We start from the raw sequence: 17,684 nt of genomic DNA, 5'->3' as shown, positions 1-17,684 counted from the left end.
AAAGCGATGTATATTCCATTTGCTGAAAAAAATGCATCTTTTTCTTAAGCAATTTTAATCAACAGGTCGATTTTCTTATCTTTTAATGAGCTGCAACGAAGGTCGCTCCTGTCCTCATTTAGAGGTATACTATTAATATCGTGAATAGAAAAGTAATGGCGGACACAAAGATCGATTATGCTTTTCTAGCGGTCTAATCCATGTCAGCTTCAAATCTATTCGTTAAGCTCTTGAAGATGACATGGTAACAGTAAGCACTAAAAACATAGGAAGGGATATGCATTACGATGAGCAATTGGACGAGTGAAAAGGTTAAAGATTGGAACAATCAGGTTGTTGCCGAGTTCCGCGCCAATGGTGGCAAGGTCGGTGGACAGTATGAGAATGGGCATTTGCTGCTGCTGACGACTATTGGAAGAAAAAGTGGTGAGCCGCGCATCACTCCGCTGGCCTATCAGGCCGATGGGGACCGTCTGATCGTGGTCGCTTCCTTTATGGGTTCGCCCCAACATCCCGCCTGGTATCTCAATCTTTTGGCCCATCCCGAGGTTATAGTCGAGGTTGGTAATGAGACATTCAAGGCGATTGCCAGCGACACAGATCCCTCGGAACGTGAGCGCCTGCTGGAGAAGTGGCCGTTTGTGAAACAGCATCAGGAGCTCACCAGCCGCGAAATCCCATTCGTCGCCCTCCGACGCCTCCCATCATAGGTGCTGGGCTTGCCCCAGCTTGCCCCACCGTTTGTGGGGCCCTGTATCCCAGCGTTGAGGACCCTTCTTGCCCATCACCTCGGCCCATGCGGTACCCAAAAGGAACCTTCGCTTTTGGGCACCGTGTCACGCCACGAGCGCCCGAACGACGAACGAGCATGCCGGGGGCATGATCAACACAGGGCCGCCACGCTGCGGCGGGCGGTAATCGGGGGCAAGCCCCGAACCTATAAGTGGGCTTCGGCGGCATAGGCGGCCTCGATCTCTCCACCGGGGGCAAGCACGCTCTGGAACAAACTGGCTTCCGCGGCCTTGCTCGCTTCTTCCAGATCATCCTTGAAAAATACGTTCTCAGTACACTCGATCAGGTCTTGCACGACGCGCTCATAGCGGTAGTAGGTGAGCGCGGTCCAATCGATGTGCGCCGGTCCATACCCCTGAAAAAACGGTGGGAGATCAGACCCGGTTGAGCCGGAACTGGATGGCTCTCCGGCAAAAAGAAAGTCGCGTTCTTTGGGGGCCAGCATTACTTCATCCCAGTCGATCACAAACACGTGTCCGGTGTGATCACGGATCAGGTTGGCAGGATGCAGGTCGGCGTGGCAGATGACGTATGGCCCCGCTTGCCTCTGGAGTATACCAGCCAATTTTTCCATTACGCTCAACGCGCGGTGAATCGTGGGCTGACGCGCCATCCAGCAAGAGAGCAGCGCATGTTCAGAGGCGCTCTGGCCTCCTTCCAAGTGTAGGCGTTGTGCCTCAAAGGTGCGCAGCCAGCGCGCATACGCGCTTGCATCAAAGGCCTCCCGGCGCAGCAACCCAAAACCTGAAGACGGCGGCATGATCTGGTGAATCTGTCTGAAGGTAGCTCCTACGTCCTTCCAGTTCTGCTCCGTCATGCCCGACCAGCTGGTATCTCCCTCAACAAAAGGATACACGACCATGGTCCGCTCACCGAACAGGGCCCACAAAGCATTGCTCCTGGTCGGGATGGGCGCTACCACGGCTGCTACTCCCTGCTCCTTGAGATAGCGAGGGACAAAGTAGCTGGCTTCGTAAAACGCCCTGGTGGTGATTTTGAGCAAATAGCTCGCTCCGTGCTCGCTTACCACACGATACACGGCCGCGTTATAATCAAGTCCCAGCGGAAGAAAAGTCAGCGCCACAGCGCTCAGACCATACTGCTCCTGCAGGCAGGCTCGCAGCGACTCCTCTGCGATGATCGGTTGCTCACGCATAGCTACCCCTCTCTTATCCAGTCTTTCCTTGCCCTGCTGATATCCACAGCAGGTCCGCACTCGTTGCCAGGAACGTTCTCACTGCTCAACCTGGGCTGCGATCAGCACTTCCTCAGTCGTCACAACCTGCGCGAACTCTTCATGTATACTGGCCAGGCTGATGGCATGAATATCCTCTGCTCGATACAGCTTGCCGTCGGGTCCTACGCGGTCAAACGTTGCGGTGGCATCTCCTACCAGGTAGGTGAGAAATCCTAGATTGCCCGCCATGCGTGTGGTGGTCTCGACACAATGGTTGGTCATCAGTCCAACTATGGCCAGAGTTGTGATTTCTTGCTGGCGCAGCAGCTCTTCAAGCCGTGTGCCGATAAATGCACTGTTCACCTGCTTGGTAATCAACGTCTCACCTGCCAGTGGCTGTACCTCTTCTTTCAAAGCATAACCAGGCATCGAAGGATTCAGCGGTGAATCTGCCAGTTGTGACCGATGCTGCACATGAATAACCGGCCAGTTCCGGGCGCGCCAGGCCTGTAGCAGTCTCACAATATTGTCTTCCGCCTCGGGATTATTGCGCCTACCCCAGAACGGATCCTCAAATCCCTGCTGCACATCAATAATTAGTAAAGCCGCATTAGCCAACGAAAGAGTCATAAACCTTCCTCCCTAAATGAATATCTTGGAATAAGCATATATTACCTCAAAAATCCTTTGCGTGTCTCGGACGCCCACAGCTTCTACCTTAGGCGGCATAGCACTGCGGCTTTCTCAACACGTTCACCCCACGTAAACTCAGCAGTACAGCTTTGTGCATGCCGCTCTCTTGGCGTACATAACGTTGCAAAGAATCGATTACGGCATGGCATGGTATAGTAAGATAAATTACCGCAACTCATGGAGATGAAGGAAGTCATGATGAGTCAACAACCAGAAACGCTGGCGTTGGTAAAGCCAGCCCTTGAATATGGCCCCGCATTCCTGGCGATGGTGGATGATCATATCGCCCACGGCGAGCAATATAACTATAACAATGCCGTGCTGGCCCGCGAAGATTTCGCTACCTTTGTACGTGAGCTGAAGGATGAGGCGTACGGCATCGGTCTACCAGAAGGGCTCCCCGCGCAGCAAACCTACTGGCTGCTCAAAGATAGCTCCTTGCTGATCGGCGAGATCCGCTTCCGCCCACACCTTGAGCAGCCATACGAAAAGTTCAATGGACACGTTGGCTACAACATTCGTCCTTCCTACCGTGGACAGGGCTACGGCACGCGTCAGCTCGCCCTGCTCCTGGAAGAAGCGCGCCAGCTAGCCCTCCCCGGCATTTCAATGACCATTGAGGATGAGAATCCGGCCTCCGAACACATTATCGAGAAAAACGGAGGCAAACTTCTCCGCGTCATAGACAACCCATCCTCGCTACGCGTTGAAGAACTAAACGGCTCATGGATCGCCAGGGACATCATCAAAGAAAACAAGCGCTGCGCCCTCTGGTGGATCAACCTGAGCTACAAGCCCCTTCAAAAGGTGTGGCAAAAGCGCTGGTCAGGCACCGCATGATCGCTCACTTTCCATATACTGACCCTTTGTACAGTGATGCTCTCACTCTTCTCTCATATAATGAGGTGGTGGCAATAATAATGAGGTGGTGGCAATAATGGTGAGTTTTGCAAAAAGAATGAGGGATACTAAAGATGACCACTATCATTCCAAAGGAAAAAATACAGATCAATGCAACGGCATATCGGTTCCAAGGCGCTGAGTATGGTGGCGCCCCCGTGTCATTTTTCTGGGTGTTCACATTACCTGGCCGTGGTCCAAGCCTGCACGTTCATCCATATCAAGAGGTCTTTGTGCTGCAGGAGGGCCAGGCAACCTTTACAATTGGAGATGCAACGCACGAGGTGCACGGCGGCGAGATCGTGATTGCACCCGCCAATACGCCCCACAAGTTCACCAATTCGGGCACAGAGCCACTACAGATGATCTCCATCCACCCCCACAAAGAAATCATTCAAGAGTGGCTTGAAGATTAAGTAGGTGCGCCCCTTGCGGGCGCTTCAGCTTGCCCCGCTTCAGATCGTAGGTGCGCCCCTTGCGGGCTTTTGCCTTCCTCGCTTGAAAAAGAACCAATAAGGACATGATGCATCACTTTTTGGGTCCCTTTTCGAGCGGCGTGGGCAAACAAGCACAGACATCACTCATCCAGCTGGCCATCGAGCCAGTTCAAGAACAGATACCACCAATCGGGGTCTGGCTTTTCTTCAGGATTAAAAAGGGTTGTCAAAAATTCTTCTACCGAGAGGCCCAACGGAGCTTCCCAGTCGCCGCCATCAAATTGGAACGCTCTTACCCGGTCGGTGGCCACGTGCCAGACTACTGGACAGCCACCGCCGTCTTCAGCGAGTACCACATGTTGTCCTGGCAGCAGCACATCGCCACGTCTATCCCAATCGCGCAGCAGTTCGAACCACTTACGATTCACCTCGACAAGTTGGGGCAAAGAGGGCCAGTTGAACCAGTTGAAATATCCTCCATCGCAGAGCTGATAGAAGTCTTGTAGTGCCTGGCAACCTGGCAGATGAGAAGGCCAGTGCTCAGCAGAAGGAGGAGAGATAGCCCAGGCACAAAATTCCACTTGTTGTTGAACCAGAGGTGCAATGCGGCTCTTCTGAGCTACCCATCGCTGAATAATATGTCGCCACTCTCTCATAGAGAATACTCCACATCTACTCATCTTTTGCTGGTACTAATGACAGTATATACCTGCACATAAACAGCAATGATACCATGTCCGTCGTTGATAAATCCTTATAAATGCTGGATATTATGTTACAGCAGTTTATCACCTTTTTTATGGCCATGCCACCATACTCAAATCAGCACAAATGGCTTCCTTTTTAGCTGAAAATGCGTCGGCCTTTGCCTTAAATACTCTATTTTTGCCGTAAAGACGCCTGTTGACAGAGCAATCTTCTTACAATAAAACAGGAAATTGCTCTATCAACAGGCGTAGAGAAACGTACCACGACGCTTTTTGACAGGACAGGCACAGAAAAGCATCAGCACAAATGGGCTATTTATCCGACGACAGCAGACGGCCTGGCGGGACTACTGATGGTAGTAAAGTAGCGCTGCAGGGGCTCGGTCGCGATGGGCTGGCTGCGCAGGGCGATATATCCGTCGGGCCGTATCAAGACCAGTCCTTCGTCGGCGATACCGTAGCGTTGGGCCAGGCTACCATCTGGATCATAGTATGCCTGCTCGCCTTCACTATCCAGCTGGCCACGCTGGATGAGATAGACGTCCAGCCAGTCCTGCCACTCACTAAGCGTATTTTGCAATTCGCTACCAATCTCCTTCTGGTGAGCAAAGATCAACAGGACGTGACGATTACCGTTCAATAGCTCATAGAGCCTGCCAGGCGCTTTCGCTGTGCCGATGGTCACAGGGCCGTCAGGGGCGCGATCTCCTGCTTTGACAGGGGAGTGGCCGGACCTGGTCTTTTCACCGTGGTATTCGCTCGTCAAGGGGCTGTGCCGGTATGCGATGCTCAGTTCCGCCATGGTGGCCGTAAATGCCTGCTGTACCTTCTCCAGCCGGGTAACATGGGGTATAATCATATCACGTGCCGCTATGGCCAGTGGCTGATGCATCAGGGCCAACCGGGTCAAAAGACCAGTACGCTGTACGAGCTGTCGTCCAACCTCTTCCCTTTCACTGGCATAGCTCTCCAGCAGGCGCTCAGAAGCTTTGCCTTGCACGACCAGGGCCAGTTTCCAGGCCAGGTTAAATGCGTCCTGCATACCTGTATTCATGCCCTGTCCTCCAACGGGCGAATGAATATGCGCGGCATCGCCGACGAGAACGACGTGCTGCCATACGTAGTGATCTACCCTGCGCTCGTTAATTTGATAGCGCGCCAGCCAGGTTGGATCTGATACACGTGCCCCCTCTGGACCACAGGCATCGATGGCGCGCTGAATTTCATCCAGGGTGATCTCACCTGTTGGTGCGTCCTCTGGTTTATAGGCAATGACAACGCGATGCTGTCCACCGGGAATCGGAAAGTAAGCGATGAGATCGCCACGCTTCAAACACGCAAAAGCCCGGTCAGACGGAACGTTCCAGTGCATGCGCACGTTGCCAGTAGCAAAGCTCTGCTCTAATGTCCTGCCGACAAATGTAGCTCCTACCAGGTGGCGTACTATGCTATGAGCGCCATCACAGCCCACCAGCCAGCGCGTCCTGCTGCGTTCCTCTCTCCCATCGGCATGGCGCAACACCACCTCCACCCCTTCTTCCTGCTGCTCCAGATTGATCAGTTCAACACCGCGCTCAATATTTCCACCCAGCTCAACTACATGCTGCGCCAGGATTTCCTCCGTCATCGGCTGAGGAAGCGTCAAAACATAGGAATAGGCGCTATCGACGTGGTGGGTAAAATCAAAGCATGCCAGTTGCCGCCCCTCGCTGTAGACTCTAAAAGCCGGTACCTTCACTCCTTGCGCGACCATTTCTCCGGCTATACCGGATGGCGTTAAGAGCTCAAGTGTGCGCGTCATTACACCCAGCGCTTTTGTGTTCTGAGAAGCTGCAGCATTTTTCTCGATAATACGTGGCTGGATTCCCCGACGCAACAGCTCATGCGCTAGCGTCAACCCGCAGGGACCGGCGCCCACAATCAACACATCCTTATTTGAAACGGTATCCGCAGACATTGTCATCGTCTCCTTTCATAGAACATCAAAAGAATGCAATGCACAATAAATACGAAACATCCGTAGGTGCGCCCCTTGCGGGCGCTTCCTCCCTTCCCGCTCGAAACAGCGAGGCCTGAAGCGCCCGCAAGGGGCGCACCTACGATACGAATTCTCTCGGCGCCAGGGCCCGTAACATAATCTCGACAACCGCATCAGCCCGCTCCATCGCCAGGGGCGGGGCATCCTCACCCGCGAAAAAAACATCGAGCAGAGCATATGTCAATAGTCCACCCACCAACGCATGGGTAACCGCGTCCACATCCACCTCATCCACCACCTTGTATTCCCTGGCCTGCTGCACCACGGTCATCACAACCGTCAGTCCACGCTTCGGCACAGCCTCCTTAAACATCTGGCCCAGCTGCGGAAAACGTGTGCTCTCGGCGATAATCATGCGCAACAGCGCCAGATAGTCAGGCTGGATCATCACCGATAAAATCTCTCGCGCCACAATTGTCAATGCCCGCCGCAACGACTGCATATCGCGTGGCACAGGCAGATCCGCCAGGGCCGCCGCTGGACGTGCCTGCTCCAACGTCATATGCTCCAGCACATCCACGAACAGCTCCTCCTTACTGGCATAATGACGATAAAGCGTCTCCTTGGAAGCCACGCCAGCCTCAGCCATAATCGCATCCGTACTCGTCCCCACAAAGCCCGACACCAAAAAGAGCCGTTGCCCCGCCTCCCGAAGCTGCTCCCGCGTTCTCCACGACCGCCTGCTTACCTTCTTATCCATCTTAACCACCTCCGTATCGTACCTTACGGTACGATTATAAACCATATCCCACCCAAAATCAACCCCATAAATCACAACATCCCCAAAAATATCAACGTCACCGTAGGTGCGGCCTTCAACGGCCGCTTGCCGCCCGCCGCAGCGTGGCGGCCCTGTGTCCTTGCCGCATAGCCCCTCGTGACATCACACGTCGCCCCACGCGGTGCCCAAAAGGAACCCCTCTTGATAACTAACGTTAGTTACATTATAATAGGTTCGGCGCATAAACAACCTCAAAGAAAAAAGGAACCAACAACAACCATGGCACTCTTTGACGATACCTTGATCGAGGAGATCACAACATTATTGCAGCAGCGCCACCACACCCTGGCTGGTGCACTGGCGATCTCAGTGCGTCCGCTGCTGGAGGGAGAGGCGAGTCCGTTGCGGCGCGATCTGTGGCTGTTGATTGGTATCGCCAATGGCGAGTTTAAGCGGTCGCGTGAAACGGTGCGGGAGGCGGAACTGGCTCTGGCGCGCGTACAGGAGTTGCTGCTGGGCAATGCACTGCATAGCCGGGCGCTGTTCCCGGATAACTTCTGGCAGACGGATATCGGTATTCTGTTTTCACGCGTGCGCTGGTGGATCTCAGTCGACGATTTAATTACGATCAGCAATGCGGCGGCGCTGGCCTTTGGCTCCAATACTCAGGCCAATCGTATGCGCATCGTGCGCGCTATCGATAACGGCATCCTGGAGTCGTTCCCCGATCCTTCGGTGGCTAATCCTCAGCAGAATAAGCGTGTGTTGCGACCACAGGTAGAGCGGTTGCGCGATCAACGCGGTTTGCCCGATGTAGAGTAATAGAAAAGGTATGAACAATGAATCGCAGAAAAGAGCTCTTACAGGCGTATAAAGAGCGTGAAATCGTCGGTGGCATCTATATGATTGAGAATAGCCAGACCGGCCAGTATTTGCTCAACCATACAGCCAATCTGCAGAGTGCGCTCAACCATTTTCAGTTCGCCGTAACGACTGGCTCTACGGTCCATCCCAGGCTGCAGCAGGATTGGGAGGCGCTGGGCGCCGGGGCCTTTACCTTCACGGTGCTTGAAGAACTCACGCAGAAGACGGGTCAGAGCGCGGCCGCCTTTATGGACGATCTGAAAACACTTGAGGATATGTGGCGCGCCAATCTGGATGCGACAAAAACCTATTGATCCATCTGTCGCTCGATTGATAGGCACGCCCTCGCGCTTCGTAATCGTCTATTGTACTTTTCCTCGCGCCGCGACCGGCCAGATGGCTTCGATACGTCCATCGCGGTAGGCATAATAGGTGTCATGCAGGTTGATGGTGGTGTCGATATGGCTGGGAATCAACTCGACGCGGTCACCGATCTGGAGTGGTAGTTCACCGACTGCGTTCTCGTTCCGCCAGCTTAACGCTCCATGTTCATCTCCCTTTGGCTGATAGGCGATCTGCGCCAGCCCCTTGGGCTCGGCCATGCCGCTATCGGTCGAGAGCGATTTGAGTCCGGCGTCGATGATGACGCAGTCGGGCGAGGGACGGCTGATGACGGTTGATAGGATGGTCAACGCATTGGAGTAGACTGGCCCCAGAGCGTTGCGGTAATCGGTGTCCATGAACACGAATGAGCCGGGCTGCACTTCGGTGATGCCGTCAAAGTCGGCACAGAACTCGGCCGTTCCGGTGCCCCCGGTGGTGACGATCTGGATGGGGAAGCCGGCTGTGCGCAGGTGTTCGGCGGTCTCGGTGAGGGCCCGCATGGCCTGCTGGCAGCGCTGCTGGCGCTCCTGCTGATCGTGGATGTGCTGCAGATGTCCTTCGTATCCCTGCACACCGATCAGTTGCAGGTGCTCCATGTCGCCAATCTGCCGGGCCAGGTCCAGTGCCTCAGCACCTGGCGTGGCGCCACAGCGGTTCTGCCCCACATTCAGGTCGAGCAGCACATTGGCCTCCAATCCAGCTGCTCCGACCGCTGCGTTGAGCTCCCGCGCCCCAACCACGCTATCCACAACTACCTTGATCAGCGGATGTGCTTGCAGCAGGTCCACCAGCCGGGCCAGCTTGGGCTTGCCAACGATCTCGGTCGTGATCAGCAGGTCCTCGATGCCCCCCTCAACCATCACTTCAGCCTCGCTCACCTTGGCCACGCAGCCACCGATAGCGCCGGCCGCCAACAGGCGCAGAGCCAGATCAGGGCTCTTCACCGTCTTGAGATGCGGCCGTACCTGCACGTTTCGTGCCCGGAAACGCTTCATCAAGCTGGCAATATTTCCCTCCATCAGTGCCAGATCCACAATCATCGCCGGCGTATCAAGAACGTCGAGAGAATCACCTACCTGTGGTTGATACATAAACCCATACACCTCTTCTCATATGTACATTTTCCAGCATTCTAACATATGTTCGGATCTTGCGTCCGAGTTCTTTTAAAAATCAAGCTCAAATTCCTTTCTAAAGCCACATTGTAAGTTCAGCTTTACTCAACCATTCTGAGCATTCTCTCTCTAGTTAACGCATAGTATTGATGTGCTATTTTAGCAAATTGGGTATTGTATTATTGGGACGATTAGTGTAAAATTGGCAAATAGTTATATGTCAATATTTATATAACTTCCAAAGAACATAAGGTAGAAAGAAGGCTTCCAAAAAAACAAGGAAACCATGCATTCAGTATGTACACGCGGGTGCCTGCGCTGTACAATTTTTTTCCCACTAAAACTGATTGAATTTATTGTTCGCACATGAGGAGCTATTTCATGAGGAAATACCTGCGTTCTATTCGCTTTGTTAGCGCTGCTATCGCAATCCTTACTGTGTTAGCCCTGGCCGTTGGGGCTTTCTATTTTCAAAACAGCACTGCACATGCTGCCCCTCCTACTGATGATGGCCTGGGCACACCACAGTACGCCACCGATGGGGGCGTGACAAATTTCTCGGCGCGTGCCAATACGATTCCTTACTTCCGTTCCTCTTTCACCGATCCGACCAATAAAGTTACCTACCCTTATACCATGGTGGGCACTAATCCCAATGCAGGTGATGCGACCACCACTATTCCTACTGTGATCATTCCCTTCCGCTTCACGTTTGTGAAGTCAGTGGACGCCAACAATGTGCTCGATGGCACAGATAGGGTATCAGCAACCGTTCAGTCACCGGTCTTCCAGAAAGCAGACATTGGTGCCGCCGCTGATTCCACAGCCAGTGCGCCACCCAGTCAGTCTGGAGTAGCTCCGGCCAATGCACGTCCAGTTCAGGAGCCCAGCGATGTAACACAGTTGGGCGATGCTATCTATCGCGCACAGTGGGGCAAGAGTAACTCTGGTTATCATGTGCTGTTGGGTCAGCCAACTGTACTTCCGACCGTTTCCTACAGTGTCCCTGCCAACCAGGGCCAGATCACCGTTGGTTCACGATCACATGCCCGCATTGGTCTGATGGACTATAACTGGTTCTCAAGCCGACTGCACGAGACCCTGAACAATCTGCATATCAGTTCACAAGTCTTGCCAATCTTCCTGGTGGACAATACTTTCCTGTATGAGGGCAATAATACTGCCAACTGTTGTGTGCTTGGCTATCATGGTGCTTTTTCTTCACTGAATGGCAATGGTCAGCAGCAGGTGCAAACATATATGTTTGCCTCTTACAGCTCACCCGGAATCTTCCGCACCAACCCTGGCGATACAACGTCCTACGTCCAGGATATTCATGGTCTGAGCCACGAGGTTCAGGAGTGGATGGATGACCCGTTCGTTAATAACTCCATCAACCCCTGGCTGACACCAACTGCTCCACAGTATGGCTGTACCTCAGACCTTGAGACCGGTGACCCGGTTGTTGGCTTTGGCTTCACTGTCCATATGCCCAATGGCGTGGATTACCATCCTGAGGATGAGGTACATTACTCCTGGTTTGCCCGCGAGTCACCATCGCGCGCAGCTGAGGGCTACTATACATATCTGAACAACTTCGCTGGCGTTGCCAAGGGCTGCTAGCTCAATTAAGAGGAGTCGGCATCGACACTGACTCCTCAATCGTTCAGCCGTAAAACAGATGAGAGGCTCGCTGGTGCTTTCCAGTGAGCCTCTTTTGATCCGACCTCACAGCTCTCAATAACCACTTTATAACTACTTTCCACCTCACGCCTGCAAAAGCACCTCTCCATGCACCTGTTACGCACTGCGTAAAAAATCCTTGAAACTTGTTCTTCCCCTCTTGACAATCTATCTCCTGTATGTTAAGTATTACTTGCTCATATAACAATTGGCTTTATTTACTATAACAATAAGCAATAAAAAAACAAAGCAAGGAGTGCTTTATGAAATTCAGCGGGTACGCTGGCTGGCTGGTCTGTGGAGGACTGGTCGCTCTATTGCTCTGTCTATCTCTTATGACAATGGTGCCGCCTGCTCAAGCTGCAGCCTCTACCACCCAGAAAGCGAACGATGATGTTACCGCGTGGATTCGCCAGCATGCGGTGCCTTTTAAGACTGCGGAACCTGGTGGCTCGGATGCCGATTTGCGACCTCTGCAGCAGATGATTGGAACGGCTCAAATTGTGGGCCTGGGGGAAGAGACGCATGGCACCCATGAGTTTTTCGCCATGAAGGCACGCATTATAGAATATATGGTGCAGCATATGGGCGTTACGGCCTTCGCGATGGAGGATGACTGGGGGATGGGCAAGGAGGTCGATAGCTATATTAATGGCGGCTCCAACAATATATGGAGCGTTCTCCTCAATGACCTCTTTATTACCTGGCGTACCCAGGAGATAAAAAGTCTGCTGGAATGGCTGCGCGCCTATAATGCCGATCCAGCTCATACCCATAAGGTCCATTTCTATGGCATCGATATGCAGGCATTGGAACGCCCAACTGTAGATGGCGTGCTCAACTATTTGCATAAGGTGGACCCATCGCAGGAGAAACAGGCACACACAATCTATCAGAAATTTATCAGCGATAATCAGGGCATTGGCGGAATGAGTCAGTATAAGAATCTGGATCAGGCCGGCAAGCAGCGTTATACAGATGATGCACAGCGAGTCTACAATGTGTTGCAAACACACCAGGCAGCTTATATACAGCGTTCGTCGCCACAGGCCTTTGCCAGGGCATTGCAGGATGCGCGCGTCGTGGTGCAGTACTCAGTGATTGCACCCAATCGTGTTGTGCAGTACTATTCACTGTTTACACCTGATCATGTTCCGCCACCCACCGATGCGTCATCTTCTTACTGGTTCCTGCAGCGCGACGTGTATATGGCTGAAAATGTGAACTGGCTTGAGCAACATAATGTCGGACGCATGGTGCTCTGGGCCCATGACGGTCATATCGCCAATAATGCAGCGCTCTACCACGTGAACGGGGTAACCATTGAAGGCAACATGGGATTCTACCTGCGACGCTGGTTGGGCACTCGCTACCTCTCGCTGGGCATGACCTTCTCCAGCGGAAGTTTTAATGCTGGCTTCGCCCTCTCCCCTACCACTTATACGATTTCTACTCCTAACCCGTACAGTCTCAATGGCACTCTAGGTAGCGTCAATCTTCCGCGCTACATGCTCGACTTGCGCCAGGGCCCGAAGCACGGTACGGTCGCTGACTGGCTCGATACGGGACGGCCGCTGCGTATCGCCGGGATGGATCCAGGTGAAGGAATTGATCAAATCTATACACCTCGTCAGGCATTTGATATCATCATCCATTTTCAGAAGACGCATGCCTCGCAGATGCTCTCTAGCCAGGCCTCCTTCTTCGGCACCCTGTCCGATGACCTGGGATATATCATCATGGGCATCGTTCTGTTCATCGCTCTGATTGCTGGCCTGGTGGTAGTGCTGCGCTGGCGCTATCTCACCACTCAGGCGGCAAAGACAAAATAAATGACACCAGATCTTGTCAAAGCGCATGACTTCGAGTTATATTACATGCAGATATATTACTTCAAGTCATATAACGACTACAGAATAGAGAGTACTCTATTCTGTAGTCTTAAAAAGCGAGGTGACATTATGAGACCGATCGAGGTAAAGGCTGCCGCTATTCTCGATGCACCTTCGGAAGATGTCTATGCGACGATTGCAGACTATCGCCAGGGGCACCCACAGATTCTGCCGAAAGGAAGCCTGTATAATCTACAGGTTGAGCAGGGAGGCTACGGTGATGGCACCATTATCCGCTTTAAGGCGCGTGCACTCGGCGTGGTGCGTTCCTTTTATCAACGTGTGAGCGAACCAGTGCCGGGCACGGTATTGGTCGAACAGGATATTGACCCGATCCACAATGTCGTCACGACCTTTACGGTGACCTCTATGGAGCAGGCCCAGATGTCGCATGTGGAGATTCTTCACACGGAGAATGCCAGCCCAGGCCTCCAGGGCTTTATCGAGCGCCTCATCAATCCCCTGGTTATGACACCCATCTTGCGTAAGGAACTGCAACTGCTCGAAAGCGTTGCCCGCCAAAGGGCGTCTCTGGAGAAAACCTCAACTAAGCAGTGAATCGGGGCTGCTTAGTTGAGGAAGGCTTCGCCACACCAGCATATTCTATGTAAAAAAAGCAAGATCGAAGAAGTTTTTTTGTCTTCCTTGGTATATGCTGTTTTTACCTGACATTTCAAACAGCATAGCATACGCAAAGATTTGGAGCACTCTATGGGAAAAGTTATGTTTGGCCTTTCGGTATCACTGGATGGATTTATCGCCGATAAAAATGATGATGTATCGGAGGTATTCGCCTGGTTTTCCAATGCATGGGACAGGCTATACGAAGTAGCGGGCGATCCGCTTAACGAGACGGGCGCGGTGATCATGGGACACCGAAGCTTCAATATGATTGACAATGACAATGGGTGGGTCTTTCCCGATGGCACAGCTCCCGAGTGGCCTGTAATTGTCTTGCAATCGCAGGCACGCGAGCCCGTGAAAAAAGGCAAGACACAATTCTACTTTGTCACCGATGGCATTGAAAGTGCAATACAAAAAGCACAGGAGCTCGCGGGCGAGAAACAGGTTGCTCTGCATGGTGCAAGCGCGGTCCAACAAGCCTTGAAGGCCGGCCTACTCGACGAGATCAACATGGCTGTTGCCCATATCCTTCTGGGTGAAGGCGTCCGCCTCTTCGATCACCTGGGCTCCAAGTCTATCCACTTGGAGCACATACGAACACTTGAAACACCAGGGGCCACCCATCTCTCGTTCCGCGTCGTGAAATAAGTGCGCCCCTTGCGGGCGCTTCCCGCCTCGCCGCACGTCAATGCTGCGGCGGGGGTTATGACTATAAGACAAGCTCCCAGGTTTCTCCAATCAGGTCGTGGCCGAAGCTATGGTGGGCTTCTTCTGCGACCAGTTTGAAGCCAGCCTTCTGGTAGATGTGCCGCGCCGCGAGCAGTACGCTGTTGGTCCAGAGCTGTATCTTTTGATAGCCGTGCTGGCGAGCGAAGCGGATGCAGGCTTCGACCAGGTGGCTACCCAGACCCAGACCACGGGCGTTTGGTTCGACCAGCAGCAATCTGAGCTTGGCCATGCTATCACTGGCCCGGACTAAAAAGACGGAGCCGACGATCTCCCCTTGCATCTCGGCGATCCAGCAATGTTCGTGGGCGGGATCATAGTTGTTGACGAAACCCGCTACAATCTGGGCAACGAGCGCTTCGAAGCGCTCGTCCCAGCCATATTCCCTGGCGTAGAGCACGCCATGCCGATGCGTGACCCAGCCCATGTCTCCCGGCTGGTGCGGGCGCAGAAAAAATGGCTCGGAAAACTTGAAGCTCTTTGTGAGAATACCTTCGATGTCCTGCATCGCTTTTATGAGGCGCTGCTGCTCCCCCTCACTCAACGCGTTGAGCATCTCCGCTACTTCATCACGCGAACGCTGATCAAGCAGTTGTGCGGCCTCCCGGCCTTCAGCCGTCAGCGACAACAAATACTGCCGTCCATCATTGTCAGAGCGCCTCTTCTCGGTCAAACCACGCTGCTCCAACTGCGCCAGGATACGGCTAAGGTAGCCCGGGTCCAGCCCCAGTTCGCGCCCCAGCTGCGAAGCCGTGGTCTGCTCGCGGTGCGCCAGCTCAAATATGATGCGAGCCTCAGTCAAAGTATAGGGACTGTGCAACAGACCCTCGCGTAACACACCAATCTGCCGTGTGAACGAACGATTAAAATGCCGCACAATACTGATTCTCTCATCAATATCCTCGAGTACCATACTTCACCTCATTACTTGACAAAAGCAACTACATACTTGCTATTATCAATCAACTAATTGCTTTTGTCAAGCATATTTGCCGAAAGATACATAATCGACAAACAATATTTTGGCACCCGATTTCCCCACCCCTCACGACAACGAAAAAATAAACACGACAACAATAGGTTCGGGCGAGGATGTTGGGAACATCATCTCCTTGCCCCCGATTTCTCCCTCGACGTACGTAAACGTTCCCCCCATACGTTCGGTCCTCGCGCCCAATTTTCTTCATTGACGAGAACATGTTACCTCTAATACCACCATAGCACAAATCTCGTTTTTTGTCTGTAATGGTATTTACAGTTTCTATACGCGCATTCACCTATACTCTCTAGTGGACACCCGTTCGAAGCTATCTTGGCATTCGTGCTTGGATGAATGCTAATTGCAGAAAGGTTTGCTTGCTGGATGACTACATATACCGCTACCCCACAGAAACTCTATCTTTTACCTGTGTCGTACTCGACCGTCCCTGCTGCTGGTCGCACGCTAGAGATGGTGATGGGCTGCTATCTTGTCGAGATGAGCGATGGCACGCATGTCTTGATCGATAGCGGCTTTCCGGCCGATGTTCCCCGGCCTGCAGGGACGCCGCCTCCACAACAGGAGAAAAATGTGCTGGCGCACCTGGCCGATCTTGGCCTGTCCCCGGCCAACATTGATGTTCTGATCTGTACCCATTTCGATGTCGATCATGCTGGCTATCATGATGCCTTTACGCAGGCGGAACTGGTTGTCCAGCGCTCCCACTATGAGCTGGCGCGCGGTGGACATCCACGTTTTGCGGCGGCCCGCTCTCACTGGGACCACCCAAACCTGCGTTACCAGATGGTCGATGGCGATACCGAGCTTATGCCCGGACTAACACTCCTGGAGACGAGCGGCCATACCACCGGTCATCAATCGGTACTGCTCCGTCTGCCACAAACGGGTCCGGTCCTGCTGACCATCGATGCGGTCCTGATGCAGTTTGCCTTTACGCCCGATCGACCAGCCTGGCCAATGGATGAGAATGAGGAGCAGGTGCGCGCCAGTACGCGTAAACTGCTGACCCTGACCGAACAAGAACATGTATCCCTGGTCATCTTTGGCCACGACGGTGGACAGTGGAAAACCCTCAAAACGGCACCCGCTTATTATGCTTAGTAGCCAGCCTCCTGAAATTTCCAGGAGGCTGGCTACCTTTAGTTTTCGATCTATAGGGTTGTCTATCTACAGGTCGATGGCTGGCAGTCCATGCATGCCAAGGACGAACGAGAGTTCGCCGCCGTGATGCAGGTCGTGCTCGATTAAATGCCAGATGACCCACTGGCGTGTAAAGGTCTCGTCATTGCCATCGTCATCAGTATCATGCAGGATGTCCTCCATATCGGCGCTTGTCCAGCGCTGCAAGCCATCCTGGAGCACCTGCCACGTTACCTTCAACCCGTGCGCCAGTTCTTCACCCGACCTGGCAGGCTGATCAGCATCATCCCACTTACTCAGCGGCCAAAGTTCCGCTCGCTTCTCTTTAAGAAGCACATAATTGAGCCAGCGCGCGCGCGCACCAATCATATGCCTGGCAATCATCCCAGCGGGACGGAGATTTGAAGAGGCCTCTACGTTTAGCTGTTCCGTCGTCAACGGAGCCAGCGCATGCACCAGGTGCTGCTGATACTTGTCCCAACCATTGTAGAAAGTGGCCAGTGTATGTGTCTGTCCTTGCATCTATTTTCTCTTTTCTTGCTTACAAAAAATCATTCAGCACCCCGGGAACACAAACTCTCCCGGGCCAGTTATCTTGCGGTTGTAGTAGATGAGCGATGAGAGGGGAGGCACACAGAAGTAGATAGCTTGCAAACTATCCATCAATCAGCGAAGAAACGCGAGTAACCATTAAATCACTATAAGAACTACACGCGTCAGGTTAAACATGTAGCTCCTCACCACGTCTATAGCTGAAAGGATGCACAGCCCTCATTACATTAAATTCTTTA

General features: G+C 53.0%; 19 protein-coding genes. 11 read left to right on the top strand and 8 right to left on the bottom strand.

Translation table 11 applies throughout. The annotated features are described in order from the left end of the window. The first annotated feature begins 287 nt into the window (after positions 1–287). Both JMI88_RS18525 and JMI88_RS18520 read left to right on the top strand, forming a co-directional pair. Complete coding sequence (locus tag JMI88_RS18525) at positions 288–710, top strand: nitroreductase family deazaflavin-dependent oxidoreductase (RefSeq protein WP_201363420.1); 423 nt, start codon at positions 288–290, stop codon at positions 708–710. 114 nt (positions 711–824) lie between these two features. Then, the gene (locus tag JMI88_RS18520; RefSeq protein ID WP_201363419.1) at positions 825–962 is read left to right on the top strand and encodes a hypothetical protein; all 138 of its coding nucleotides are present in this window, start codon (positions 825–827) and stop codon (positions 960–962) included. On the opposite strand, the gene JMI88_RS18515 is transcribed toward JMI88_RS18520, so the two are convergent. Continuing rightward, positions 938–1,948, bottom strand: a complete 1,011-nt coding sequence (locus JMI88_RS18515) for a phosphotransferase (protein ID WP_201363418.1) — start codon at positions 1,946–1,948, stop codon at positions 938–940. The genes JMI88_RS18520 and JMI88_RS18515 overlap by 25 nt on opposite strands. A 78-nt stretch (positions 1,949–2,026) precedes the next feature. Next, positions 2,027–2,599 (bottom strand): cysteine hydrolase family protein, encoded by a 573-nt coding sequence (locus JMI88_RS18510; RefSeq protein ID WP_201363417.1) that lies wholly within the window; start codon positions 2,597–2,599, stop codon positions 2,027–2,029. 258 nt (positions 2,600–2,857) lie between these two features. Between JMI88_RS18510 and JMI88_RS18505 the strand changes: the two genes are divergently transcribed. After that, on the top strand, positions 2,858–3,502 hold the full coding sequence (locus tag JMI88_RS18505; protein ID WP_201363416.1) for a GNAT family N-acetyltransferase: 645 nt from the start codon (positions 2,858–2,860) through the stop codon (positions 3,500–3,502). A 134-nt stretch (positions 3,503–3,636) separates the two neighbouring features. After that, positions 3,637–3,978 carry a cupin domain-containing protein gene (locus tag JMI88_RS18500; protein WP_201363415.1) on the top strand — a complete coding sequence of 114 codons (342 nt, stop codon included), beginning with the start codon at positions 3,637–3,639 and terminating at the stop codon, positions 3,976–3,978. 161 nt (positions 3,979–4,139) lie between these two features. On the opposite strand, the gene JMI88_RS18495 is transcribed toward JMI88_RS18500, so the two are convergent. The 3 genes from JMI88_RS18495 to JMI88_RS18485 all read right to left on the bottom strand — a co-directional run bounded on the left by JMI88_RS18495 (position 4,140) and on the right by JMI88_RS18485 (position 7,444). Beyond that, positions 4,140–4,655, bottom strand: a complete 516-nt coding sequence (locus tag JMI88_RS18495; protein ID WP_201363414.1) for an SMI1/KNR4 family protein — start codon at positions 4,653–4,655, stop codon at positions 4,140–4,142. Positions 4,656–5,022: 367 nt separating this feature from the next. Next, complete coding sequence (locus JMI88_RS18490; protein ID WP_201363413.1) at positions 5,023–6,663, bottom strand: FAD-dependent monooxygenase; 1,641 nt, start codon at positions 6,661–6,663, stop codon at positions 5,023–5,025. A gap of 139 nt (positions 6,664–6,802) precedes the next feature. Further along, positions 6,803–7,444 carry a TetR/AcrR family transcriptional regulator gene (locus tag JMI88_RS18485; protein WP_201363412.1) on the bottom strand — a complete coding sequence of 214 codons (642 nt, stop codon included), beginning with the start codon at positions 7,442–7,444 and terminating at the stop codon, positions 6,803–6,805. A 300-nt stretch (positions 7,445–7,744) separates the two neighbouring features. Between JMI88_RS18485 and JMI88_RS18480 the strand changes: the two genes are divergently transcribed. Both JMI88_RS18480 and JMI88_RS18475 read left to right on the top strand, forming a co-directional pair. After that, complete coding sequence (locus JMI88_RS18480) at positions 7,745–8,287, top strand: hypothetical protein (RefSeq protein ID WP_201363411.1); 543 nt, start codon at positions 7,745–7,747, stop codon at positions 8,285–8,287. Between the two features lie 17 nt (positions 8,288–8,304). Further along, positions 8,305–8,643 carry a GIY-YIG nuclease family protein gene (locus JMI88_RS18475; protein ID WP_201363410.1) on the top strand — a complete coding sequence of 113 codons (339 nt, stop codon included), beginning with the start codon at positions 8,305–8,307 and terminating at the stop codon, positions 8,641–8,643. Positions 8,644–8,691: 48 nt separating this feature from the next. On the opposite strand, the gene JMI88_RS18470 is transcribed toward JMI88_RS18475, so the two are convergent. Beyond that, positions 8,692–9,816, bottom strand: a complete 1,125-nt coding sequence (locus tag JMI88_RS18470) for a DSD1 family PLP-dependent enzyme (RefSeq protein ID WP_201363409.1) — start codon at positions 9,814–9,816, stop codon at positions 8,692–8,694. 393 nt (positions 9,817–10,209) lie between these two features. Between JMI88_RS18470 and JMI88_RS18465 the strand changes: the two genes are divergently transcribed. The 4 genes from JMI88_RS18465 (at position 10,210) to JMI88_RS18450 (ending at position 14,675) form a co-directional block, all read left to right on the top strand. Further along, positions 10,210–11,451, top strand: a complete 1,242-nt coding sequence (locus tag JMI88_RS18465; RefSeq protein ID WP_201363408.1) for a hypothetical protein — start codon at positions 10,210–10,212, stop codon at positions 11,449–11,451. 323 nt (positions 11,452–11,774) lie between these two features. After that, positions 11,775–13,343 (top strand): erythromycin esterase family protein, encoded by a 1,569-nt coding sequence (locus tag JMI88_RS18460; RefSeq protein WP_201363407.1) that lies wholly within the window; start codon positions 11,775–11,777, stop codon positions 13,341–13,343. Between the two features lie 129 nt (positions 13,344–13,472). Further along, complete coding sequence (locus JMI88_RS18455) at positions 13,473–13,961, top strand: SRPBCC family protein (RefSeq protein ID WP_201363406.1); 489 nt, start codon at positions 13,473–13,475, stop codon at positions 13,959–13,961. A 153-nt stretch (positions 13,962–14,114) separates the two neighbouring features. Next, complete coding sequence (locus JMI88_RS18450; protein ID WP_201363405.1) at positions 14,115–14,675, top strand: dihydrofolate reductase family protein; 561 nt, start codon at positions 14,115–14,117, stop codon at positions 14,673–14,675. Positions 14,676–14,736: 61 nt separating this feature from the next. On the opposite strand, the gene JMI88_RS18445 is transcribed toward JMI88_RS18450, so the two are convergent. Continuing rightward, positions 14,737–15,666 carry a bifunctional helix-turn-helix transcriptional regulator/GNAT family N-acetyltransferase gene (locus JMI88_RS18445; RefSeq protein ID WP_201363404.1) on the bottom strand — a complete coding sequence of 310 codons (930 nt, stop codon included), beginning with the start codon at positions 15,664–15,666 and terminating at the stop codon, positions 14,737–14,739. 450 nt (positions 15,667–16,116) lie between these two features. Between JMI88_RS18445 and JMI88_RS18440 the strand changes: the two genes are divergently transcribed. Then, positions 16,117–16,854, top strand: a complete 738-nt coding sequence (locus tag JMI88_RS18440; protein WP_201363403.1) for an N-acyl homoserine lactonase family protein — start codon at positions 16,117–16,119, stop codon at positions 16,852–16,854. A gap of 66 nt (positions 16,855–16,920) precedes the next feature. Here JMI88_RS18440 and JMI88_RS18435 read toward each other — a convergent pair whose 3' ends face one another. Next, positions 16,921–17,415, bottom strand: a complete 495-nt coding sequence (locus JMI88_RS18435) for a DinB family protein (RefSeq protein WP_201363402.1) — start codon at positions 17,413–17,415, stop codon at positions 16,921–16,923. Positions 17,416–17,684: the final 269 nt, after the last annotated feature.

This window comes from Dictyobacter formicarum (assembly GCF_016587435.1).
This window is presented reverse-complemented; position numbering and strand designations above follow the sequence as displayed.

Excerpts from the sequence above, each read along its gene's own strand:
- JMI88_RS18525 (WP_201363420.1), top strand. The coding sequence starts at position 288 with ATGAGCAATTGGACGAGTGAAAAGGTTAAAGATTGGAACAATCAGGTT.
- JMI88_RS18515 (WP_201363418.1), bottom strand. The coding sequence starts at position 1,948 with ATGCGTGAGCAACCGATCATCGCAGAGGAGTCGCTGCGAGCCTGCCTG.
- JMI88_RS18510 (WP_201363417.1), bottom strand. The coding sequence starts at position 2,599 with ATGACTCTTTCGTTGGCTAATGCGGCTTTACTAATTATTGATGTGCAG.
- JMI88_RS18505 (WP_201363416.1), top strand. The coding sequence starts at position 2,858 with ATGATGAGTCAACAACCAGAAACGCTGGCGTTGGTAAAGCCAGCCCTT.
- JMI88_RS18500 (WP_201363415.1), top strand. The coding sequence starts at position 3,637 with ATGACCACTATCATTCCAAAGGAAAAAATACAGATCAATGCAACGGCA.
- JMI88_RS18495 (WP_201363414.1), bottom strand. The coding sequence starts at position 4,655 with ATGAGAGAGTGGCGACATATTATTCAGCGATGGGTAGCTCAGAAGAGC.
- JMI88_RS18490 (WP_201363413.1), bottom strand. The coding sequence starts at position 6,663 with ATGTCTGCGGATACCGTTTCAAATAAGGATGTGTTGATTGTGGGCGCC.
- JMI88_RS18485 (WP_201363412.1), bottom strand. The coding sequence starts at position 7,444 with ATGGATAAGAAGGTAAGCAGGCGGTCGTGGAGAACGCGGGAGCAGCTT.
- JMI88_RS18480 (WP_201363411.1), top strand. The coding sequence starts at position 7,745 with ATGGCACTCTTTGACGATACCTTGATCGAGGAGATCACAACATTATTG.
- JMI88_RS18475 (WP_201363410.1), top strand. The coding sequence starts at position 8,305 with ATGAATCGCAGAAAAGAGCTCTTACAGGCGTATAAAGAGCGTGAAATC.
- JMI88_RS18465 (WP_201363408.1), top strand. The coding sequence starts at position 10,210 with ATGAGGAAATACCTGCGTTCTATTCGCTTTGTTAGCGCTGCTATCGCA.
- JMI88_RS18460 (WP_201363407.1), top strand. The coding sequence starts at position 11,775 with ATGAAATTCAGCGGGTACGCTGGCTGGCTGGTCTGTGGAGGACTGGTC.
- JMI88_RS18455 (WP_201363406.1), top strand. The coding sequence starts at position 13,473 with ATGAGACCGATCGAGGTAAAGGCTGCCGCTATTCTCGATGCACCTTCG.
- JMI88_RS18450 (WP_201363405.1), top strand. The coding sequence starts at position 14,115 with ATGGGAAAAGTTATGTTTGGCCTTTCGGTATCACTGGATGGATTTATC.
- JMI88_RS18445 (WP_201363404.1), bottom strand. The coding sequence starts at position 15,666 with ATGGTACTCGAGGATATTGATGAGAGAATCAGTATTGTGCGGCATTTT.
- JMI88_RS18440 (WP_201363403.1), top strand. The coding sequence starts at position 16,117 with ATGACTACATATACCGCTACCCCACAGAAACTCTATCTTTTACCTGTG.
- JMI88_RS18435 (WP_201363402.1), bottom strand. The coding sequence starts at position 17,415 with ATGCAAGGACAGACACATACACTGGCCACTTTCTACAATGGTTGGGAC.